Here is a 21,499-nt window from a genome sequence, read left to right as displayed (position 1 = left end):
GGCACCACTATTTGATTCTGGTGTATTCTTGCGTTATTAATACCCGATTTACATCGGATTATCTAGACTTTGTTATACCGAAGCATCGGTTTTCGTACTGCCGCAACCTCATCGAGCCGTTTTACCATGCTGTCATGGGGTGCTTCCTTTAGAAGCTCCGGATTCGTCTGCGCTTCGCTGGCAATTTGTTGCATCGCCACGATGAATTCATCCAGGGTTTCCTTACTTTCAGTCTCAGTCGGTTCAATCATCAGCGCTTCTTTGACGATTAAGGGAAAATATATCGTTGGCGGATGATAACCAAAATCAATCAGCCGTTTGGCAATATCCAGCGCCGAAACCCCAAACTTGCTCTGCTTTTGAGCCGAGAAAACCACCTCATGCATACAGATTTTGCCAAACGGTAATTCGTAATCATCCTGCAGTCTGGCACGGATATAATTGGCATTAAGTACCGCTGTCTCTGATGCCTCCCGAAGGCCCGCAGCCCCCAAGGAGCGGATGTAAGCAAAGGCTTTAACGACCACCCCAAAATTGCCATAGAAAGATTTAACCCGGCCAATCGATAAGGGCCGGTTATCATCCAGATAATAGCGATCCTCGACCCGTTCCACCACCGGACCAGGCAAAAAGGGAACTAACTCTTTTTTGACGCCCACCGGACCTGAACCGGGGCCGCCACCGCCATGCGGAGTGCTGAAGGTTTTGTGCAGATTAAGATGGACCACATCAAAGCCCATATCGCCAGGCCGGGTCTTACCCATGATGGCATTCATATTGGCACCGTCGTAATAAAGCAGGCCGCCCGCCTGGTGGACAATCTGAGCTATTTCGGTAATATTTTCTTCAAATAAGCCCAGGGTACTGGGATTGGTAAGCATCAGTCCGGCAATTTCATCACTCATCACCGCCTTTAGTGACGGGATATCAACGCCGCCAAATGCATTGGATTTCACTTCAACCACATCAAAACCAACCACCGACGCCGAAGCCGGATTGGTGCCATGGGATGAATCCGGCACAACGATTTTTTGTCGCTTAGTATCGCCGCGGTTCTGATGATAAGCTTTGATAATCATCAGTCCCGCCATCTCCCCATGAGCGCCAGCCGCCGGTTGCAGGGATACCCGCTCCATTCCGGTGATTTCTGCCAGCATGATGTCAGTTTCGTATAAAACCGCCAGGCAACCCTGGGCGGTTTTTTCAGGTTGGTACGGGTGCATCCGGGCAAAGCCACTAAATTTGGACACCTCCTCGTTCACCTTGGGATTATACTTCATGGTACAGGAACCCAGCGGATAAAAGCCGGAATCGACCCCGTGATTCATCTTCGATAAGGCCGTAAAATGGCGAACCGTATCGACTTCGCTGACCTCCGGGAGTTCCGGCGACTGAGCCCTTAAAAAACCGGCGGGGATGGCGCTGCCAAGATCTAATTCAGGAACATCACAGGCTGGTAACAGGTCCGTTTTTCGACCTGAAACTGACTTTTCAAAAATCAGTGCTTCGCTCTTAATCACAATAATTCACCGCCTTTTCTACTAAACTATCGATCTCGGTTCGGGTCCGTTTTTCGGTCACCGCCAGCAACCAGCCGTTTTTTAGCTGCGGATACGATTTCTCCAACTCATAGCCACCGATAATTTGGTCCAAGAGCAACGCCGTATTCAGGGCTTTGGTTTCGCAACTGCCGATTACAGCAAATTCCTTAAAAAAGGGAGCTGAAAAAACAGGCGTAAATTTCCCCGATTGGATCAGTTGATCATAGAGATAGTGAGCTTTATTAAAGCATAGATTGGCTACCTCTTTTAAACCCTCCTTACCAAGAACCGTCATATAAATAGTCGCAGCCAGAGCATTTAAGGCCTGGTTGGAGCAAATATTAGAAGTAGCCTTGTCCCGACGGATATGCTGTTCTCTGGTCTGGAGGGTCAGCACAAAGGCCCGTTTGCCATCAAGATCAGTGGTCTGACCAACGACGCGACCCGGCAGCTTCCGCATTAATGCCTTAGAGGTGGCCATAAAACCAAGGCCGGGACCGCCAAAGCTAATCGGATTACCCAGACATTGGCCATCCCCAACCACAATATCGGCCGCCAGTTCGCCTGGGGATTTTAAGATTGCCAGCGAAATCGGATCGACACTGGCAATCAGCAGGGCCTTATGGTGGTGTGCCAGTTCGGCGGCCTGGCCCAGATCTTCGATGATACCGAAGAAATTGGGATTCTGGACAATAACCGCCGCAGTTTGATCCGATAACGCTGCTTCCAGACAACCGAAATCGATGCTACCATTATCATAGTCAATTTCTTTGACCTCAATGCCTTTGTATCGGGCATAGGTTTTTATGACTTCCCGACTCTCCGGATGAACGGTGCTGGCAATGAGCACCTCATTTCTTCTGGTATGACTACAGGCCATCGCGACCGCCTCAGCCAGGGCGGTGGCACCATCATACATCGAGGCATTGGCAATATCCATCCCGGTGAGCTCGCAGATCATCGATTGAAACTCGAAGATCGCCTGCAGGGTACCCTGGCTGATTTCTGGCTGATACGGGGTATAGGCCGTGTAAAACTCCTGTCGGGCAGTCAGATTGCCGACCACGCTGGGGATGAAATGATCATAGGCCCCGGCTCCCAGAAAACAGCTATAAGCATCCAGATTGGCATTTTGCTGTGACAGCTTTTGCATATAACTAGTCAGTTCCATCTCTGATAGAGCCGGTGGTAATAGAAGCTCGCGGTTTAAGCGCACTTGTTTTGGAATGTCGGCAAAAAGTTCGTTTATCGAAGCGATTCCCATCGCTTTTAGCATCGCTTGTTGTTCTTCTTTGGTATGGGATAAATAGGATGACACGCTTTTTCCCCCTTTTAAACTTATTTTTTATTTAAAACGTATTTTTTAATTTTTCCAGCTGTGCTGCAATTTCTTCATCATCGAAGCAATATTTAAGACTCGTAAACTGGCCTCTAAGCCGCTTGACATCTTCTTTAACATCTTTATTTCTTAAAATCACATCCGCCATCAAAGCTGCGGTTTCGGCAAAGGCTTCTTTGCCAAAACCAAACCGGGTCATTTCTGCAACCCCGATGCGAATCGCACCAGAAGCGGTAAAGCCTTCTTCTTCCGGGGTGGCCTGATAATTAATGATGATATTATTATTTTCCAGGCGATTGGCCACTTCGGGACCGCTGCCATAACCCACTCGCACCACCACCTGATGGGTCTCCGTATAGGAAATGGCCGGGTCTCCTGCCACCTCCAGGCCGCAATCTGCCAGACATTTGGCAAAATACTTGGCATTGTCAATGACATTTTTCTGATAAAGATCCTTAAAGCAGTTCATTTCGTAGCTTGCCATGAGCAGACCCAGCATCGTTCCTAAATGGTGATTGCTGACGCTGCCGGGGAAGGCACGGGTTTCGATGGTTTCCCAGAGACCATACTTATAATCGTCTTTGTCATAATTCCCAGCAATAACGCCCCGTTGGGTGCCAAAGAAGGTTTTATGGGTCGAGCCGGTGACCAGTTCCGCCCCTTCGGCAAAGGGGTCCTGGAAATGATCCCCGACCAGACCAAGGACATGGGCCATATCATACATAATGATCGAACTGAGCTTTTGCGCATCAATAAATTCCCGAATTTCCCGAACGGGTTCTTTGTGAAGCACCATGCTCTTACCAAAGATAATCAGCTCTGGCTTATATTGTTCAATGACCTTTTTAGTTTCCGCTACATCAATCTTAAAGGGGTTGTCTTTTTCCACCGGAAAATTCACCACTGCCGTTTTTTCCGTAACCGGATCGACGGCGATGTAATCGTGGAGCGCGCCCATCGGCTGAGCACTTAAATGACCGCCGCGGATAATGTGGTTATTCATCACATAACCTAATCGTTTGGCATCGACCTTCCGGTTGACCCGATTTTTATAATCCATCAGCGCACTAAAGACCGCGACATTGGCCATCTGGCCGCTAATCACCCGGGTTTCTACCTCGGCGCAACGCAGATATTTTTTCATTTCTTCCATCAACAAGTATTCAATCTCATCAATAAAGGCGGTACCCTGATAATAGAAGACATCATAATCATAAAATGATTTTGTCTTTTTGTGCTCTGCATAACGGAAGGAAGGGTCCATTATCGATAATAACCGCACCGCCGCAGAATGGGTCTGCTCGGAAGGAATCAAATTAATGGTTTGATGTTGTCTCAAGATGGTATTGTCATAGCTTTTTTCCAGCAGATTAAGAGCCTTGGTTTCATAATCCCGGGGACTATCAAATTTGCGCTCTACTTCGACCCCATAAAGGATCGGTCTGGCAAAAGGCGGTGCATCACTTTTCATATGGTAGGGGGCAATCACCGCCGGTACCATCTTACCGCGAATTTCCACCGCTACCGCATCATTTAGTTCCACATCACCGTCAATCAGGGCCAAACCAATGGCCCGCATCGCTTTCTCGTCGGTGATTTTACTGTCCAGCCCATATCCTACCGCCTTTAAATAAGGCACCATCGTAGCGCTGGTGACAGTGCCGACTTCTTTGCCATCTTTATACACCTTACAACCGGCCCGGGCAATGCCGCGACCGGTAATGGCAATTGGCCTGACAATCCGAGCCAGATGGGACAGATCAGCCAGATCCCGCTCCATAATTTTTTTAAAGCCAATATATTGATTTGCCAGGGCTTCCCGGCCAATATAGTCGCCTTTGACCGCGGCAAAACTGACTGCAAATTTAGCCAGCGGGCAGGAAAAAATGGGAATTTCGTTCCCGTCGCTATCAAGCCCCAGTTCATGACCATATAAAGGCAGACCCGCTTCTAATCGTAATGTATCGCGGGCACCCAGACCAATCGCCATGGCACCCAGGTCAAGCAGCTTTTCCCAGATTGCCGGGCCCTGTGCGGCCTTAGCAAAAAGCTCAAAGCCAAGGGGTTCGCCGGTGTAGCCGGTTCGGGCAATTAGTAAGCCCTCACCTTGATAGTCTAAAATCGCCAAAGCATTCTTAAGGGGTTCGGTGAGATTCTCGCTGCCGAGGAGCTTTTTAAGCACTGTTTTTGAGTCCGGTCCCTGCAGCGAGATCATCGCAATTTCAGCGGACTGATCAATAATCCGGGCATCAAAGGCGACAATTTCTTTATTTAAGTGCTGCCAGTCTTTTTCGGCATTGGCAGCATTAACCACCAGCAGATACTCGTCTTCATAAAAACGGTACAGATAGGCGTCGTCCAATGCCCCGCCATTACTGTTCTGAATCATCGTGTATTGGGCCTGAAGCAGGTCCAGGGCTAATACATTGTTCGTTAACACATGTTGCAAAAAGGCGATCGCTTCCTTCCCGGAGACGATGAATCTTCCCATATGGGAGACATCAAAGATTCCAGATTTAATGCGGGTATGAATATGTTCATCAACAATGCCAGCCGGATATTGGATGGGCATTTCCCAGCCCCCAAAATCGACCAGGGTTGCTCCGGCTTTGACATGATTGTCATAAAAGAGGGTGTGTTTTAAATTTCCCATTTCTTAATCTCCTGTTTTCTGCGTTTTAATCCTGACAAATAGTATCGTATTTTGCGGCGTCCATCAGTTCATCCAGTTGTGCCGGATCATCCATTTCCACACACACCATCCAGTTTTCAAAGGCATCAGTATTGAGCAGTTCCGGTTCATCAACCAGGGCTTCGTTTATTTTAACAACGGTGCCCGATACTGGTAAATAGATATCTGAGGCAGCTTTTACCGATTCCACTACCCCAAAGGCTTCTTCCTTGCCAATTACATCACCAATTTCTGGTAATTCAACAAAGACGATATCACCAAGGGAATGCTGGGCATAATCAGTAATGCCAACGGTGGCCAGATTGCCCTCAACTTTTACCCACTCATGATCTTTTGAATACTTTAAACCTTCAATAATTTTCATCTTTTTTCTCCTCCACTTTGTTTAGTTTCTGTAAATTCAATACCCGTTCTGAAATTTTATAAACAAAAAAACAGAAGGCTTACGCCTTCTGCTCTGTTATTAACCTGAGAGTTTCGTTCCATTATGGAAGTTGCCCCTTCGGTGCTACGCTTTCCAGAGTTATGTCCGGTTACGGTCCTTTTTACCTGAGATCATCATTGATATGAGCTATTCTATCAATTTAATCCTTCGGTGCTGCACTTTAAGCAGTCTCTCCCGTAGCCATCATCCATTCGCAACTATTTAATTATGTTAGGTGCATTCTATTTCGTTTAAATATTTCACATTGATATTTTCTTGTGTTTATGTGAGTATAACCCGTTCCAATGGGGATTGTCAACTACCGAACTGTTTTTATTAAGAACATTTCCCTTATTCGCGATTCTTTAATACCTCAGCATGACTTATTTTTTTAAGCCGTTGCAACAGTAATGTGTTAATGACTAAATATAAAAATAAAATCATACCGTATACCCCGGCATATAGCCACCATGGAAAGCTTAAATTAAAGCCTACCGCCACATTAGAAACCAGGATCGGGTAAACTTGATCCATCACCCATTTAGCCAGGGGAATGCTGATAACGGCACCTACTGCAATGACATAGAAATTACCGTTTATATAGAGCTTTCTAAGTTCTTTGGACCGATAGCCAAATATTTTCATTAGCGCAACCCCAAAAGCGGAACGATCCACCATCACCTGCATCATCAGATACATCACCACCGCCAGCAAAATAAGAGACACCGCCACCATCGTAATAATCAAAGAGGTCATCTGGCTAATAAAAACATTGGCACTCTTAACACTATCTTCCCTGGTGGTAACATTATTTAGTCGCTCAGTTTCCAGATTCAAAGGCTGATCCGAAAAAACGATGTTATAATATGTGTCGGTTTCACCAAAATAATCCCGCATATCCGCCAAATTCATAAAAACAAAAAGCCCCGATGCGTAGGCTGTCACCCCGTCAACGGTAAATGCTGCCAATTTTTCATCTTCCTCATCATTTAACACGAGCACATCTCCTGCCGCAAGGCCAAACTTCCTGGCCACTGCCGAAGAAATGATAACCTTATTTTGTCCTTTGGTAACCGCGGCATCAAAATAGGGATTACTCGCATCAATTCCCAAAAGCGTCACATCCAGGTTGTAGCCAAAGACTTCTTTTTTCAGGGTTTTCCCAAAAGCGGCCACGCCGCCCTCTGGTACCGCTTCGGTTGGAAACTTATAGCTATACATGTATTCGAAACGGGTATCGGCTTTGTTTTCTAAACTGACGTGGCTACAGACCGCATAACAGTTTAGTCCCAGCATCATAATTAACAAGGCAATGAACAAACCAAAAACAACCGTCAGGCTGGTCCGGGCCTCCCTGATCATCTGCCGGATTTGAAAACGCCGGACAAAGCCAAAGCGTTTAAGCGTGATCGTCGCTGCCTGCTCACTGTTTTCCCGATTTGACAATAGATCCAGAACATTTTGAGAAAGCTTTTTACGAATCACCAGGGCGTTGACAACAGCGGCCACAACCGCCGGCATCACAATCCCATAGAGTAAGAGTGGTAATGAATAAACCGTGGCCAGATTGGGGACCGAAAAATAATTCAGCGACTCAGCCATTTGCAGATTAACCCCCCATTGGCTGTAACCGATCGCGGTCCCGATCATGCCACCTAAAACAGTAATGATTACCGGCAAGGTAAGATAGTATCGCATCAGGTCTTTTTTAGTTACCCCCAAGGCATAAAGGGCTCCGATAACGGGTCGCTCCCGATCAATCGTATGAATTACAAAAACAGAAATAATATACGTAAATAAAATCATCACAACGACTCCGGCAATCAGCCCGGCAATTTTAGTGATCACCTGATCATCTGCTGAAGCCGCAATACGGGGGTTATTTGCCGCAGTTATAAACGCCGTCAGCTTATTATGATCATAATAAGTATCCTTTAGCTTCTTTTTTAGATCGCTATCATCCATGGTGCCGTTTAAGTGATATGCATAGGTAAAACTTTCTGATTTGATGGCCTGTCCTGCAGTCTTCATCATTTCATAATCCGCGGGTACCACAAGTCCAAATCCAAAGGTTTCGCTTTCAACGATGCTATCGGACAGCTCCTGATAAACGGCGTCATAATCTGGTAGGGTGCCGATTCCGGTGACCTTAAAAAGGCGTCCGGCAATTGTGATTTGGCTACCCGTTGTCAGCTGATTCTTTCTCGCATAGTGTTTTTCCAGAAAGATTTCGCCCGCTGTTACCGGCATTCGGCCCTCATCAACTGAGGCCAAATTAACCGCCTTGCGGTTCTTAAAAAGCCGGACTACGCTATTATTTCTTCCATGATAATCAAGATAAAACTGCTCTTCCAGGGTGATCCCCGCCGCCACCAAGTCATTTTCTTCTTTTTCTGTCAACGGAACAAACACTGAAAACTGGCCATCTTCGACTTGAAGAAGCTGGTTTTTTTCGGCTACCCCGGTAATCACGGTATCGGCTGCCCCGACAAAACTGACAACCAGATACATTCCCAACACAATCAAAAACCCCGGTGCCAGATAGTAAAAAAGATTTGCCTTTAAGTCGCGAAGTATCCGCTTTCTCAGTATCTTCTGCATCTTACAATTCCTCCAGATCCGCCGCCGGAATCCGTTGTTCGTTTTGATAAGTATTAGAAATAGTGCCATCTTTAATGGTAATGACCCGATGGACCATGTCCTTAATGGCATTATTATGGGTGATGATGATCATGGTGGTACCAAAGGTCTGATTGATTTTTTCCATCAGAATTAAAATGTCTTTTGCCGTCTTGGAATCCAGTGCTCCGGTAGGCTCATCGCACAACAAGAGTTTTGGGTTTTTAACCAGAGCTCTGGCAATCGCACAACGCTGTTGCTGGCCACCAGACAACTGGGAAGGAAACTTGTTCTGATGTTCGGTTAAACCCAAGACCTCAAAAAGCATTGCCATTGCCATCGGTTCTGGGGATAAGTAGCCGCAGACCTCGACGTTTTCCTTAACGGTTAGATTCGGTACCAGGTTATAAAATTGAAAGATAAACCCCAAATAATCCCGACGATAATCAGACAAGGCCTCAGGTTTTAGTCCCACAATTTCTTTGCCGTCAACCGTTACACCACCACTGTCGGGTGTATCCAAGCCCCCGATACAATTAAGCAGAGTCGATTTACCTGAACCACTGGCCCCCTGAATCACACACATTTCGCCTTTTTCTACCGTTGTGGTAATTCCCTTAAGTACCTCCACATAACTGCCGTTTTTACCAAAGCTCTTCTTTAAATTTTTTATTTCCAGAAACATCTTATTTCCCTCTTTCTTCCTCGGCTTAACATAACACCGTTATGTTAAGCCTAAAATTTTTTGTTTCTTACTCCTGCTCACTTTAGCAATTCCCAAATTGCTCCTGATTAAGATCCTCACCAAAGGAAGCAGGGGCTTAGCTACTATAATTAATCCTTCATCTCAGGTGCAAATAGACCGAACCAACCACCGATCATATATTTAATGACCTGTTGCACATGCACCACTGCCGCTTCTTCTGATACCTCATGGGTCAAAATATGAATAAAGGCATCAATTAACATATGGGCGATCCAATGGATCAGATAATCAGCCACCCGCGGAGCACCATAACATTTTTCCATATTGTCGGCGATCTGTCTAAAGTGTTTTTCAGTGATCATCACAAAATCATCGGTGATTTTCTCATAGCAGGAACCCTGGCTTTTTGTCAGCAACATCATGAATTCATCCCGATGCAAATAGAGACAACGCAAGATTGCGATGGCCGCTTCGACATCATCATCCCGGTCCGTTTCCATCAGGAGTCCGGCATTAATCTGAGCCTGTTCCTCGGCGTAGTGACGATTCATTACTGCATGAAGTTTTTTTATCGGTTCGGCAACCAATGCGCCATACAGGTCTTGCTTATCTTCAAAGAAAAAATACAAGGCCCCGGTGGTAACCCCGGCATTCTTACAGATATTGCGCAGCGATGCCGAGAGGTAGCCTTTTTCAATAAATTCTTTTTTGGCACTCGTCAGCAGCTTTTCTTTGGTTTCTTTATTGTCTTTCACTTAACTTCCCCGCTTTATCATTTCATTTGCACTATCGATAACCGTAGTTGCGTTACCTGAAGGCACTGATACGTTCAATCACCACCGCTCATTAGATAACATCGTTATGTTATCCTGGCTAGTAAACTTTGTCAAGCGGATTTTATTCTTGCTAATAATTTTCATTCGCTAAAATCTTTTTATTACTGCTCCTATAGAAAGCGCTCCATTCGCGAACAGCACTTTTTACTCGTCAATTGATGTTTTATTAAAGCTGATAAACTGTTAGAATAAACTACATTTAAGAGTCACCAAATTTGCCTATTCATTCACCAGAAATTACTGGATTAAATTAATCCGCATTCAAACCATTAAAAAAGGAGAAAAAGTGAAAAAATTTATATTCGTCTTACTGGCGTTTTGCCTGATTATTCCGATTCCTTCTGTGTTTGCCCAAGTCGATACCGAAACGATCCCGGTTCTTTCCCGGGGCCACATTCAAGATCTGGGCGATTACCCAACCGATGGTTCTTTCGTTGCGAGCCCTAATCGGATTGGTACCGTTGGCCAAAGCAAACGAATTGAAGGCTTTGAATTAAAGCCTGACAGCGAGCTGCCGGCAGATCTTTCGCTGTGCTACAACGTCCATGTCCAGAACATCGGCTGGCTCTATGATGAGAGCCAACCATCCACCTGGGCCAAAAACGGCGAGTATGCCGGAACCCGGGGCGGTGGGTTGCGAATTGAGGCGATTAAAATTATCCTGCTTGATGCCACCGGTAATAAGGCCATCGGCTATCATATCCGCTACCAGGGCCATGTCCAGAACATTGGTGATCTGCCTGCAGATTCAGAACAATGGTTTGCCGATGGTGAACAGCTTGGGACTGTTGGCAGTTCTTTGCGCCTGGAAGCGTTGAAGTTGGAAATTGTTAAAGACACCGATGTAAACAGTGAATTAAGCACCTACTATAGCCTTCTTGAACAAATTGATGACTTGAGTGAGTCTGATTATACCCAAACCTCCTGGGCTAATCTGCAGACGGTTATAAAGAATCACGTCGTTACCGATAAAAGTACAGCGGAAGAAGTGGCTGATGCCGTTAAAGCCATTGAAACAGCGATCCAACAGCTTGAAAAATTAAGCACATCCACAGTCTACGATAAAGCCGGCACCTATGGCCCAACTAACGGATCAGAACCGATCAACCAGGATGTGATCATCACCGCTACCGAAGTAATCCTGCAGAACCTGACCATTGATGGCAACCTGATTATTGATGAAGCCGTTGGTGACGGCGATGTCACCTTGAATAATGTCACCGTCTCCGGCGAGCTGCGGGTTCGCGGCGGCGGTAAAAACAGTATTCATATTAACGGTGGCGATTATCAGAACATCCTGGTGGAGAAAACCCCCACCGGCGTCGTGCGGATTGTGGTCACTGGACTCGATGGGACTCCATTTGTTTTAAGCGAAGTCGCCGCTGGTCAAGAAGTGATTCTAGAAGGCAATTTTGATTCGGTAACCGTAAATGCCCCGGATGCCGTGGTTAAAACCGACAAACAGACAAGCATCAAGCAGCTTATTATCGCGCCGGAAGCCAAAAACAGCACGGTGAATCTGGGCAGCCAGACAACCGTTACCGACCTTTCTGTAAAGGCTCCCGTCAAAGTAACCGGGACGGGCACCGTCAGCAAAGCTGAAATTGCCTCGGACAATGTCAGCTTTGAAAAAGCACCCGGGAACTATACTGTCGATCCCGAAGTCGTTATTCCCCCAGTAATCCCAACACCGCAACCACAACCCGGCGGCGATAGTGGTGGCGGTTATACACCACCAAGCAAAATCAGTCTGAGCGTGGTCACTGCACCAACCATTATCTTGTCTAAAACCTATGACGGTACCACGGATACCGATGTGACTAACAAGGTTCTTGATGCTACGGCGGTTACCGGAATTATCTCTGGCGATAACGTGACCGTAAGTGCTACCGCCACTTATGACAATAAAAACGTCGGCAACAACAAAGATATTACCGTCACCTACAGCCTCTCCGGTACCAATGCCAATAAGTACAATCCGCCAGCCGCCACGACCATAAAGGGTGAGATTACGCAAAAACCTCTGAGTAATGCGACGACAACCGCCATCGCAAAGGAATTTGACGGAACAGCGACGCTTAACACCGTGATTACCGAAGCCCTTGGCCAGTTTAACGCCGATACACTGACGATCACCCGGACCGCTACCTATCAGAACAGTAGCGGTAAAACGGATGCGATTGAAGTGGGTACGAATAAACCAGTGCTATGCAGCTATAACCTGTCGGGAACCGACGCCGGTAATTACAGCGCACCGGCGGAACACGCGGAAATCGGGATCATTACGAAGAAAAATCTGATGGTCTCCGCCGCCAGCCTGAATATCAATAAAAACAAAACCTATGATGGCACCACCGATGTGTTTAATAACAAGGGAAAAATTGCCGCCGGCAATAACGTGATTAGTGTGGCAACCGGTGTAGCAGCCGACCCCAATATTAATGTCACAGCCACCGCAGTCTATGATAATCAAAACGCCGGTAGCAACCGGACCATTACAGTTAGCTATACAATTGATAGTAGCCCTGCTAATAAACGCTACCAGATCGCAGCGACCGAAACAATCGGGGCCAGCATTACCGCGCGACCATTGACGATAGTAGCTCCCACCCCGGTGGCCAAAGCTTATGACGGCACCGCCGATGTCTTTACGGCGGCCAATAATACCGAGAAAATCTATAATATGCCGGTCACACCCGGCAATATTGCTGCTGCTGACGCCGGTAAAGTGACGGTCACTGCGACCGCCACCTATGATGACGGTAAAGACGTCGATCCCAATAAAAACATTACCATTCACTACACCCTTGCCGGCGAGGCCGCAGGAAATTATCAGCCCCTGCCGGATGATCAAAGCAAAACTGCTGATATTACCCCACTGTCGATTGCCACCACTCCCATTGTCAAAGATAGTGATAAGACTAAGGAATATGACGGTACCAGCAATGCCCTCGTCACCGTCAGAGTTACCGATACTAATCAAATACCGATCGTTCAGGAAGCGATCCAAAACGGGACGCTGACATTTGATACCACTGCTGTCTATAAAGACAATAATAGCGAAACCAGTAACGTCGGTAGCGGTTATACGATCGCCTATACCTATAAACTCAGTGGCACGGCAGCCCACAATTTCAGCCTGGCGGATGCCGCATCCGATGGCAGCATTACCGGTACGATCTCCGGCGGCAGTATTACCCCAAAAACCTTGACCATCGCCCCACCGGCTATCAAGACCTCCCGCCCCTATGACGGCACCAGTAAGGTTTATGATTCGGATGGTAAGGAAATATCATCATATACGGTCGCTGCTTCGCAAATCAGCGGGCTTGCTGTAGGTGAAAGCATAGCTGTGACAGCTAATCTTTCATCCAACGATAAAGATGCCGGCGAGCAAACTGTCACTATCAGCTACTCCACCAGTGACACTAGCGGTAACTATCTGATTACCAATCAGACCACCACAGTTACCATTACCCCGCTGCCGCTGACCGTCGTCAGCACCAAGCTGCCGGCCATCGCAGCGACCCGTAAGTATGACGCCACTACCGATGTTTATCTGGCCGATAACACAACTAAATTATCGGAATATCCCCTTGCTGCTGATGCCGTTAGCGGCTTAATCAATAACGATGCCGTGACGGTCAAAGCCACTGCCAGCTACGATACTAAAAATGTCACCAGTGACGGCAGTGCCAAACCCGTGACCATCCACTTTACCCTTGACGGCGAGGCCGCCAAAAACTACCTGGCCCCGAATCCAGATACCTCAAAAACGGCGGCGATTACACCAAGAATCCTGGGTTATGTCAATGTCAATCTGGCCACCGTAAAAAAAGCCGATGGCAGCAGCAGCATCACGGTCACATATGCTGGAGTTAATCCGTCTAAAAATCCAGCTAACGGTACGGACGCTATTGCCCATATTGCTGGTAGTGTAGAGCAGGAAGATGTGCATCTGGCAACCTACAGCGCTGACTATTACGATAGCAGTAACAACAAAACCAGTAACGTGGGCAACAATTACACCATCAAACTGAACGGCACCTTAACCGGCAACCATGCCAGTAATTACCTTATGGCTGATTATGTTTATTCAAGTAATGGCCAAATTCTTGATGCCAATGCGGTTATCTCCACCCCTTACAATAACACCGCCTGGACTCCGGCCGGCAGCCTGACCGCACCAGCTGATGGTTTTAAACTCTTTTACGCCAAGCAAGCGGGTGCGACGACTTTTTACGGCTATGACAGTACTGGTCAGATCTACAGCTCAACCAACTTAAGTACCTGGACAAGCGGTGCTCAGGTTACTTTGGACGGCAGCAAACAGTTGATTGGTATCGATGATAGCTATGGTCTGCTGGCGATTGACAGAAACTACACCGAAGACGTAAACACCAATAAATACTACCAGATTTACTCCTGGTCAGGCGGATGGGTTGATATTGATCCCAACAATCCGGAAATAAGCAACATCATTCCGATCAATTCCACCTATTATTCTGACAACACCGGCGTCTATCTGATCTGTCAGGACCAAGACAATAACAACAAAGCGATTAAACGCGTTATTTCTGGTTCAGACCAAGAGACAATCGATGCTAGCTCAGGCCCCACCCTCCCAGGCGGCTTTAAAAACTCCCTGTTGGTCTATGACGGCAGCACCCTGATGCTCTACGCTTACTAAAACTCCTATAGCCAGCCCGGTCGTGGCTTGCCCCGGCTGCAAAAAAACTCAGAGGCCCCTGATTCATCCTGAATCAGGGGCCTCTTTAGGCACTTATACGACTTACCACGATACTTAATCAGATCACCGATCAGCCTTACTGATCAGCTTTTACCTTAAACCGCAACACCGTCTTTAACTTATTCGTCTCGGTCCGGCGGGGATCATAAATCTCCCGATGGGTTTTATCACTGCGCCGATAGCCATGCTCACTGCAAAAAGCTTCCATCTGCGCAAAGCTGGCCGGCTCATCATCATAGCTGCCCAAATGCAGCATTTGGCAGCAGGTGCCTTCCTCTAGTTCCCCAAGCCGGATACGATCGAGGAAGTCATTGGGCTTTTTCTTTTTGACTTCCGTGATAAACCGGGCAGCCAGTTCAGCGGTCAGAAAATCCGGCTGGCGGATCATCATCGTATAGGCATAGTTACTTTTATCCGCACTGGTTCTGGTCGTGTCGACCAGATCCCAGACCCCTTCCAGGGGGAAAACGGTATAGTCGTAATAGCCCTCCGGAATGGTCTTGCTCTTATAGGACATTTTTACTGCGTAGCTGAAGCTGTACAGCGCCCCCACCACCTCCGCAAACGCTTCCCCATTGGGATCGCCATTACCGTCTAACATAGCAAAGTGCATCGCCGGAACCGCAATGATTGACGGCTGAGACTTTGGTAAATACAAGGCTTTAAATTGCTTTTTATAATCGACTTTGTCCATCGTTTGCGTCTCCCTTAATTCAGTGAAATATAGACATGGATCTCGGCGTTGGCCATGTCTTCCCCGGGTTGATATTCCTCAAAATCGCTACTAAATTTCCGGTCGAGCTTCATATCCCAAAGCTTCACCCATAAGTCGCCAACGGCCTGCTGCACATCACCATGGACAACAAATTTTGCATAGTTACCAGGTGCAATGCTTACGGTTTCAACCCGCTCTGATTGCGAAGCTGCAGCATCAACTTCACAACCAACCACCACGTCATAAGTGCCGGCCACACCATTTTCATAATTGGTATAAAGACCAATACATTTCTCATTTTTTCTGCCGGTCAGGGAGGCTTCAATTCCTTCCCCATAAAAACGCTGCCAGGTGGCACCAATTTTTTCAACCATCTGGGGATCGGTATTACTGGTGCGTATTTTCAGCCCCGCCACTTGCTTTTCTGTTAGTTGTACCAATTCATAATCCATTTGTGTATACCTCTTTCTAACTTATTAATAAATTCAGTATACACCCTTTAACCTGACACCTAATGTCATATTAAAGATATTTTTTAAGACCATCTTCCAATTTTTTCTTAATTGCCTCCCGCAACCACTGGGGTTCTAACACCTCAGCAGCATCACCATAAGAAAGAATATAGCCATACACCCAGCCATCCTCGGGCAAGCGGCTCGCTACCACAAAGGACCCATCCTGATTTTTTGTGATCGCGGCCGGATCAAATTCATCATAGATCCGAAACGCCATGCTCGCGTCAATTCTCAGGATCAACCTGATTTGGGAAGCGCTTATCTCCGGTTTTTCAAAAACAGGGCCCTCCGGCAGGGTCCGGGAAAAAGCCTCCGATAACTGCCGGAGCTGCCTGATCCGACTGACCTTGAAAAAGCGCAACGCCTCTTTACTTAAACAGAATCCATAAACATACCAGGACTGCCCCTTAAACAAGAGCTTTAGCGGTTCAATAGTGCGCCCGGTCTTTTCTCCGGTCGCACTAAAGTAGTCAAAAGCAATTCTGTTTTTTTCAAGGATGGCGTTTTTCAGCACATTAAATTTTTCCCGTTCATCGCTATCACCGCCCCAATGGGAAAAGTCGACTTCAATCCAGTCGGCATCTTTTTTTTCAAACAGGGTCGCCAGTTTTCTCAGCACCGGATCGACCTCCGGTCCGTTTAGCACATTCATCCCCTGTAGCGATGCCAGCAGATTGACCTGTTCCTTTTCTGAAAGCAGTGATTTTTTAATCACGTAGTTATCCAGCAGCCGAATTCCTCCACCCTTACCTTTTTCAGCATAAACAGGAATCCCAGCCGCACTTAGAGACTCCACATCCCGGTAAATGGTACGCTGAGACACTTCAAAGTAGTCGGCTAATTCGCTCGCCGTTATCTTTTTCTTTTCAAATAAAATATAGACCATTTCTAGCAATCGATTGATTTGCATTGTCATTATCCTTTGTCGTTTTGTCTTCTATTTTATCACAATTTTGTCGCAAATGGCACTTCTATAAAAGATCGCGCGCTGTTTGCCTTCACCCAACACTTGCCATCTTTTTTTCGTCGTCCGTCATCTTTTCCTCTCTGGCAATGCAGCCATCGATGCTGCACGCTGCACAATCGCAATAATTTTGAAAATCATCAAAGAGAATCCCGGAAGAACTGTAGACAGGACGCATAATGTAGCCTTTACCCATCTTTAGTCCGATCTGCAGGGAGGCACTGCCAAAGCTGTCAAAAATAGCTTTGCTATCCTGAATTGCCCAATCCTGGATCAGACCGGGATTCGCTATTCCCACCTGCTTAAGATGATTGTCTTCCCGAACTGCCGCTTTCAAGTGCTTCATGGCACCATACATAATTGGCAACTTAAGCGACTGCAAAAAATAATGTTCAATCTGGTGAAGCTTTGTTGGCATTTCACCGATTGTCAACAAATACAAAAACACCTGTTCGTGGTCTTTTAACAAATAATGAAGGGTTTTGCTCTTGTACTTAATCCCATCCATCACAACTAAATGCTTCGAAAACGTCTCAACCGGACAGGCTTTAATGATCGCCATCGGTTTTATCTGGTTTCTTAAAAGCTCCACCGCATTTTGGTATTCATCATAAACTGGTGAATCACATGTTAATTTCATTTTTTTCATCAGCATCGGCATATTGACATCAACCGGTAACTCTATTATCCTAATTTTTTCCATCTCTTCCTCTTTCTCGACATCTACAAAAAGCTAAAAAAACCTTTTTAAAAGGTTTACAAAATGTGTGCCATATTTTTGTCCAGATAAGGGAAAAAATTTCTCCAAATCCTGTATTTCTAAATGGTCTCACACGTTGTAGCCTTCTTTGAAGCTTCAAACATCTTAACCATTTGGAAATATCCTGACTTGGCGGGGCTTGTTGCAAACGGCCTTCTCGGATAACCCAATGACCACCTGCACCCATGATCGCCTTACAGTAGCAAAGAAACTGTTGCGGATTCCCACCGCATTCCTTCTGTCATGGTTTGACTCTATACTAATCTAAAACGTATTTTTTGGCAAGGGTTTATTCTGACCGATCATAGTAATTTCCTGAGCGTAATCAGGATGATCTTTTTTAGCATTAGCGCCTGCTATCTACCCATTGATACAATACACATTGATTCTTTAAAAATCTTAATCGCTTTCACTTAAACTAACAATGTTTTGCAAAGATAACATAAATCCTGTTAGTCTACAATCATTTGGGTATAATTATTATATATCCAATATTTAGAAGGTAGGAGGAAATTTTATGGCACAGTATCATGAACCAATTGAATTATTAGATGAAAAAACGATGAACATCACTCGGGCCATCAATAGTTTAAAAGAAGAATTAGAAGCTGTTGATTGGTATAACCAACGCGTGGCAGCAACGAGTGATCCTGAATTAAAAGGAATTATGGCGCATAACCGGGACGAAGAAATTGAACACGCCTGCATGGCCATTGAATGGTTAAGACGAAATATGGACAAATGGGATGAAGAACTGCGAACGTACCTGTTTGTCGATGGTTCAATTCTGGAAGCCGAAGAAAGTGAAGCGGCACCCGAGTCTGTAAATATATCCGGTATCCATATCGGTGATTTAAAAAAATAACGCGCATTAATCAAGGAGGAAAAAATGTTAAAAAGAGAAATCGCACCCTTAACTCAACTCGCCTGGAGCGAAATTGATGGCCGAGCGGAAGCCGTGTTAAAAAGTCGATTAACAGCAAGAAAGGCCGTCACGGTAAATGGACCGAAAGGTCTTGATTTTACTAGCGTATCGGAAGGTCGACTCGAATTAATTAATGACGATGAAAACCTTGTTAAAACCGGTGTTTTCAAGATCAAACCACTTGTTGAAGCAAGAATAAGCTTCACCTTAAACCGTTGGGAGATGGATAACCTGACGCGTGGTGCCAAGGATATTGATTTAACTAATCTGGAAGAAGCTGTCCAAAGAATTGCCGAGTTTGAAGAAACGGTCGTGTATAAAGGCTTTGAAGCTGGTCAGATTAAAGGTCTGGAATCGGTAACCGTTAATGAAAAAATACCCTTTGGTAAAACAGACTCCCAAATTATGGAAGCAATCTCAAAAGGCCTGGTTACACTAAGAGAAAAATTTGAAGCCGGTCCCTTTGTATTAATTGTTGGTGAGGTGGCTTATAATCGTCTCAATATAAGCTCTCATGGGTATCCGCTGATTAAACAGATCGAAGCCCTCATTGGTGGAAAAATACTATTAAGCACCGTTCTTGATGGCGCTTTTCTGATCCCTTATGATAATCCAAACTTTGAACTGACCATCGGACAGGATTTTGCCATCGGTTTTGAATCGTATGATAAAGAAAATGTCAAACTGTTTATCACCGAAAGCTTTACCTTCCGCGCGTTGGACGAAAATATTATTATTTCCTATACACTATAAGCGTTTCCCATCGTTTTATCAATCAGGAGCGTCAATCGATCTTATTATGAAACGGTTTGATCTTTTTATGGCGAAGGATAACAATTATAGGATAACAAAATAGTACCAAAAAAACCGCTAAGACATCAAGCAGTTGATGCTTAGCGGTTTTATTTTTCAACTTACAATAATTTGCTTTAAATACTTAATAACCAAATCAGCAAAGCGGTTAATGTCTTTAATATAGGCAAAATCCTTGCCATAGATCAGCTTTTCAGCCATCAGATCCTGCTCTTTTCCGGTGAAGACCCCCAGTACCATAATACCCTGTTGGCGGGCCGTTCGAACTTCCCGGGCGGTGTCAGAAATAGCCACCCGACCCCGATAGGCCTGGGTTAAACTATTAACCTGACCCTTTCCCACCTTAATGTCGTTGGGGCGGCCGTCGCTGAGGACAATTAAAATCTTATTATCTTCCCCTCGCTTAATGAGATCTTCACAGGTGGTCTTAATTGCCAAACCGTCGCGGTTGTTGCCGGAGCAATAATATTCAAAGATGTTGTCATTGGCTGAAAGGGGTGATTCATAATCACGGAAGCGTTTGATGACCGTATAGTCAAGAAAACTGGAAAAACCCAGCACCCGATTAGGAATCCCCAGTTGGGTTAATGCCATCGCCAGAATATAGGCCTGAATCGCAACATTGGACTGGTTACGTCGCTGGGAGCCACTGGAATCGATAAGGATATCCACTACAAAGCTGCCCTTGTTATTATCAATATTTTTTACAAAAACCTTGTTATTACTGCTACGTCCAATCCGCCAGAGTTTGCTGGGAATCAGCCTCCCGGCATCAGAAGGGATGGCGTCGATAATTTCTTCCTGAACCAGGGTTCGGGACATGCTTTCCCGAAGCTTATTAATGTTGCGCTTGAACACCTTGTAATTAGCGCGAAACACATCGGTATTTTTAATCTGGTGCCGTTGCACATATTTCTGTTGAAATTCATTATCACTGTCACTCCGGACGACGCCATCGGTCATATGAATCCGGCAGCTGCCATGGGCGTCTTTGCATACCCGGTTCTGAAGCTTTTTGACTTCACTGATATCCAAAAACGATTTTCCGTAATAGTAAGCCACTTTTTCATAGATTTTTTCGATATCCTCTTCCTGCACCCGCAAAATCCGGTTGTCAGCATCATTGGATACGTTGGACTGATCTCCCTGGGATTCTCCCAGCAGAGCCTCGGCAATGTCTTCAATGGAGGCTTCAATGTCCAGGTCTTCGGGCTCGTCAAACATCTCTTCTAACATAAAATCAGAAAAATCGCCGCGGAGCTGATTTTTATTGTGGCCCGATTCACTGGAATCACCGCTATCGCCCTCCACAAACATCGGAAAATATTTCACATAGATTTCTTCAATGCCTTTTAATAGCTCAATGGTATCCTCCCGATCCTGTAGGTTTTCCAGATCGCTGGCGATGTTTCGGGTTTCGGTGTCCATCATCGGCGCTTTACCAATCTTTTTTAGGATCATCGCGTGACGTACCTTTTCCATCAGATCGTCGGTGTGAAGCTTATAATAATTGCGAAGAATATCATCGTAGGCATCTTTGCGGATATCATAAACTCCGGGGCGTTCGGCAATAATTTTTTCTTCCACTACCACATCACTCCCCATAGCAATAAGACTCAGGAGAATATCCTTATTAAAACCAGCCCGATGACGACTGATGACGTATTTCTTGACACTGGGCCAGTTAATGAACTTTCGCCTTCCCCCGGCAGTTACGGCATGGTAAAGGGCCACATTTTTTGAAATAAAGCTCTTTTCTCCGACGTCCATGTTTTCATCGTAATCACCGGAAACCGTCCACATCAGATTGGATACCCGGTTGTCAAATTCATAGTCCTGATAGATCCATTTTGCATCCTTCATGGCCTGTTCCTCCCTTCTTCAGGTGTTGGGCCGGTTC

Annotated in this window: 15 protein-coding genes and 2 riboswitches; of the genes, 3 read left to right on the top strand and 12 right to left on the bottom strand. The window is 45.8% G+C overall.

Annotated features, from left to right (window positions below):
- Window positions 1-62 precede the first annotated feature (62 nt).
- From gcvPB to ACIZ62_RS02110, 7 genes are all read right to left on the bottom strand, one after another.
- Window positions 63-1,520, bottom strand: coding sequence for an aminomethyl-transferring glycine dehydrogenase subunit GcvPB (gcvPB, locus tag ACIZ62_RS02140; RefSeq protein ID WP_305781824.1), 1,458 nt, complete (start codon window positions 1,518-1,520; stop codon window positions 63-65).
- Window positions 1,513-2,859 (bottom strand): aminomethyl-transferring glycine dehydrogenase subunit GcvPA, encoded by a 1,347-nt coding sequence (gcvPA, locus tag ACIZ62_RS02135; RefSeq protein WP_322519633.1) that lies wholly within the window; start codon window positions 2,857-2,859, stop codon window positions 1,513-1,515. The genes gcvPB and gcvPA overlap by 8 nt, the downstream gene beginning before the upstream one ends.
- 31 nt (window positions 2,860-2,890) lie before the next feature.
- Complete coding sequence (gene gcvT, locus ACIZ62_RS02130; RefSeq protein ID WP_111888178.1) at window positions 2,891-5,533, bottom strand: glycine cleavage system aminomethyltransferase GcvT; 2,643 nt, start codon at window positions 5,531-5,533, stop codon at window positions 2,891-2,893.
- Window positions 5,534-5,558: 25 nt separating this feature from the next.
- On the bottom strand, window positions 5,559-5,936 hold the full coding sequence (gene gcvH, locus ACIZ62_RS02125; protein WP_111888179.1) for a glycine cleavage system protein GcvH: 378 nt from the start codon (window positions 5,934-5,936) through the stop codon (window positions 5,559-5,561).
- Window positions 5,937-6,098: 162 nt separating this feature from the next.
- Window positions 6,099-6,204: riboswitch (glycine riboswitch) on the bottom strand.
- 143 nt (window positions 6,205-6,347) lie between these two features.
- Window positions 6,348-8,597, bottom strand: a complete 2,250-nt coding sequence (locus tag ACIZ62_RS02120; RefSeq protein WP_414151136.1) for an FtsX-like permease family protein — start codon at window positions 8,595-8,597, stop codon at window positions 6,348-6,350.
- Window position 8,598: 1 nt separating this feature from the next.
- Window positions 8,599-9,300 carry an ABC transporter ATP-binding protein gene (locus ACIZ62_RS02115; protein ID WP_322519636.1) on the bottom strand — a complete coding sequence of 234 codons (702 nt, stop codon included), beginning with the start codon at window positions 9,298-9,300 and terminating at the stop codon, window positions 8,599-8,601.
- 149 nt (window positions 9,301-9,449) lie between these two features.
- Window positions 9,450-10,076: a TetR/AcrR family transcriptional regulator gene (locus ACIZ62_RS02110; RefSeq protein ID WP_414151135.1), complete on the bottom strand. Its 627-nt coding sequence runs from the start codon at window positions 10,074-10,076 to the stop codon at window positions 9,450-9,452.
- A 367-nt stretch (window positions 10,077-10,443) separates the two neighbouring features.
- Here ACIZ62_RS02110 and ACIZ62_RS02105 point away from each other — a divergent pair, with 367 nt between their 5' ends.
- Window positions 10,444-14,847 carry a YDG domain-containing protein gene (locus tag ACIZ62_RS02105; RefSeq protein WP_414151134.1) on the top strand — a complete coding sequence of 1,468 codons (4,404 nt, stop codon included), beginning with the start codon at window positions 10,444-10,446 and terminating at the stop codon, window positions 14,845-14,847.
- Window positions 14,848-14,983: 136 nt separating this feature from the next.
- On the opposite strand, the gene ACIZ62_RS02100 is transcribed toward ACIZ62_RS02105, so the two are convergent.
- From ACIZ62_RS02100 to ACIZ62_RS02085, 4 genes are all read right to left on the bottom strand, one after another.
- Window positions 14,984-15,601: a GyrI-like domain-containing protein gene (locus ACIZ62_RS02100; protein ID WP_322519639.1), complete on the bottom strand. Its 618-nt coding sequence runs from the start codon at window positions 15,599-15,601 to the stop codon at window positions 14,984-14,986.
- Window positions 15,602-15,615: 14 nt separating this feature from the next.
- Window positions 15,616-16,074 (bottom strand): GyrI-like domain-containing protein, encoded by a 459-nt coding sequence (locus tag ACIZ62_RS02095; RefSeq protein ID WP_111888185.1) that lies wholly within the window; start codon window positions 16,072-16,074, stop codon window positions 15,616-15,618.
- A gap of 70 nt (window positions 16,075-16,144) precedes the next feature.
- A complete protein-coding gene (locus ACIZ62_RS02090; protein WP_111888186.1) occupies window positions 16,145-17,047 on the bottom strand; it encodes a helix-turn-helix transcriptional regulator in 903 nt (300 codons plus the stop codon).
- Between the two features lie 88 nt (window positions 17,048-17,135).
- Window positions 17,136-17,804 carry a hypothetical protein gene (locus ACIZ62_RS02085; protein WP_111888187.1) on the bottom strand — a complete coding sequence of 223 codons (669 nt, stop codon included), beginning with the start codon at window positions 17,802-17,804 and terminating at the stop codon, window positions 17,136-17,138.
- A 154-nt stretch (window positions 17,805-17,958) separates the two neighbouring features.
- Window positions 17,959-18,145, bottom strand: a riboswitch (cobalamin riboswitch).
- A 233-nt stretch (window positions 18,146-18,378) separates the two neighbouring features.
- Here ACIZ62_RS02085 and ACIZ62_RS02080 point away from each other — a divergent pair.
- Window positions 18,379-18,726 (top strand): encapsulin-associated ferritin-like protein, encoded by a 348-nt coding sequence (locus ACIZ62_RS02080; protein WP_414151133.1) that lies wholly within the window; start codon window positions 18,379-18,381, stop codon window positions 18,724-18,726.
- A gap of 24 nt (window positions 18,727-18,750) precedes the next feature.
- Window positions 18,751-19,539 (top strand): family 1 encapsulin nanocompartment shell protein, encoded by a 789-nt coding sequence (locus ACIZ62_RS02075; protein WP_111888189.1) that lies wholly within the window; start codon window positions 18,751-18,753, stop codon window positions 19,537-19,539.
- Between the two features lie 156 nt (window positions 19,540-19,695).
- Here ACIZ62_RS02075 and ACIZ62_RS02070 read toward each other — a convergent pair whose 3' ends face one another.
- A complete protein-coding gene (locus ACIZ62_RS02070) occupies window positions 19,696-21,462 on the bottom strand; it encodes a cobaltochelatase CobT-related protein (protein ID WP_414151132.1) in 1,767 nt (588 codons plus the stop codon).
- Window positions 21,463-21,499 lie beyond the last annotated feature (37 nt).

This window comes from Acetobacterium carbinolicum (genome assembly GCF_047456275.1).
Taxonomy (GTDB): domain Bacteria; phylum Bacillota; class Clostridia; order Eubacteriales; family Eubacteriaceae; genus Acetobacterium; species Acetobacterium carbinolicum.
This window is presented reverse-complemented; position numbering and strand designations above follow the sequence as displayed.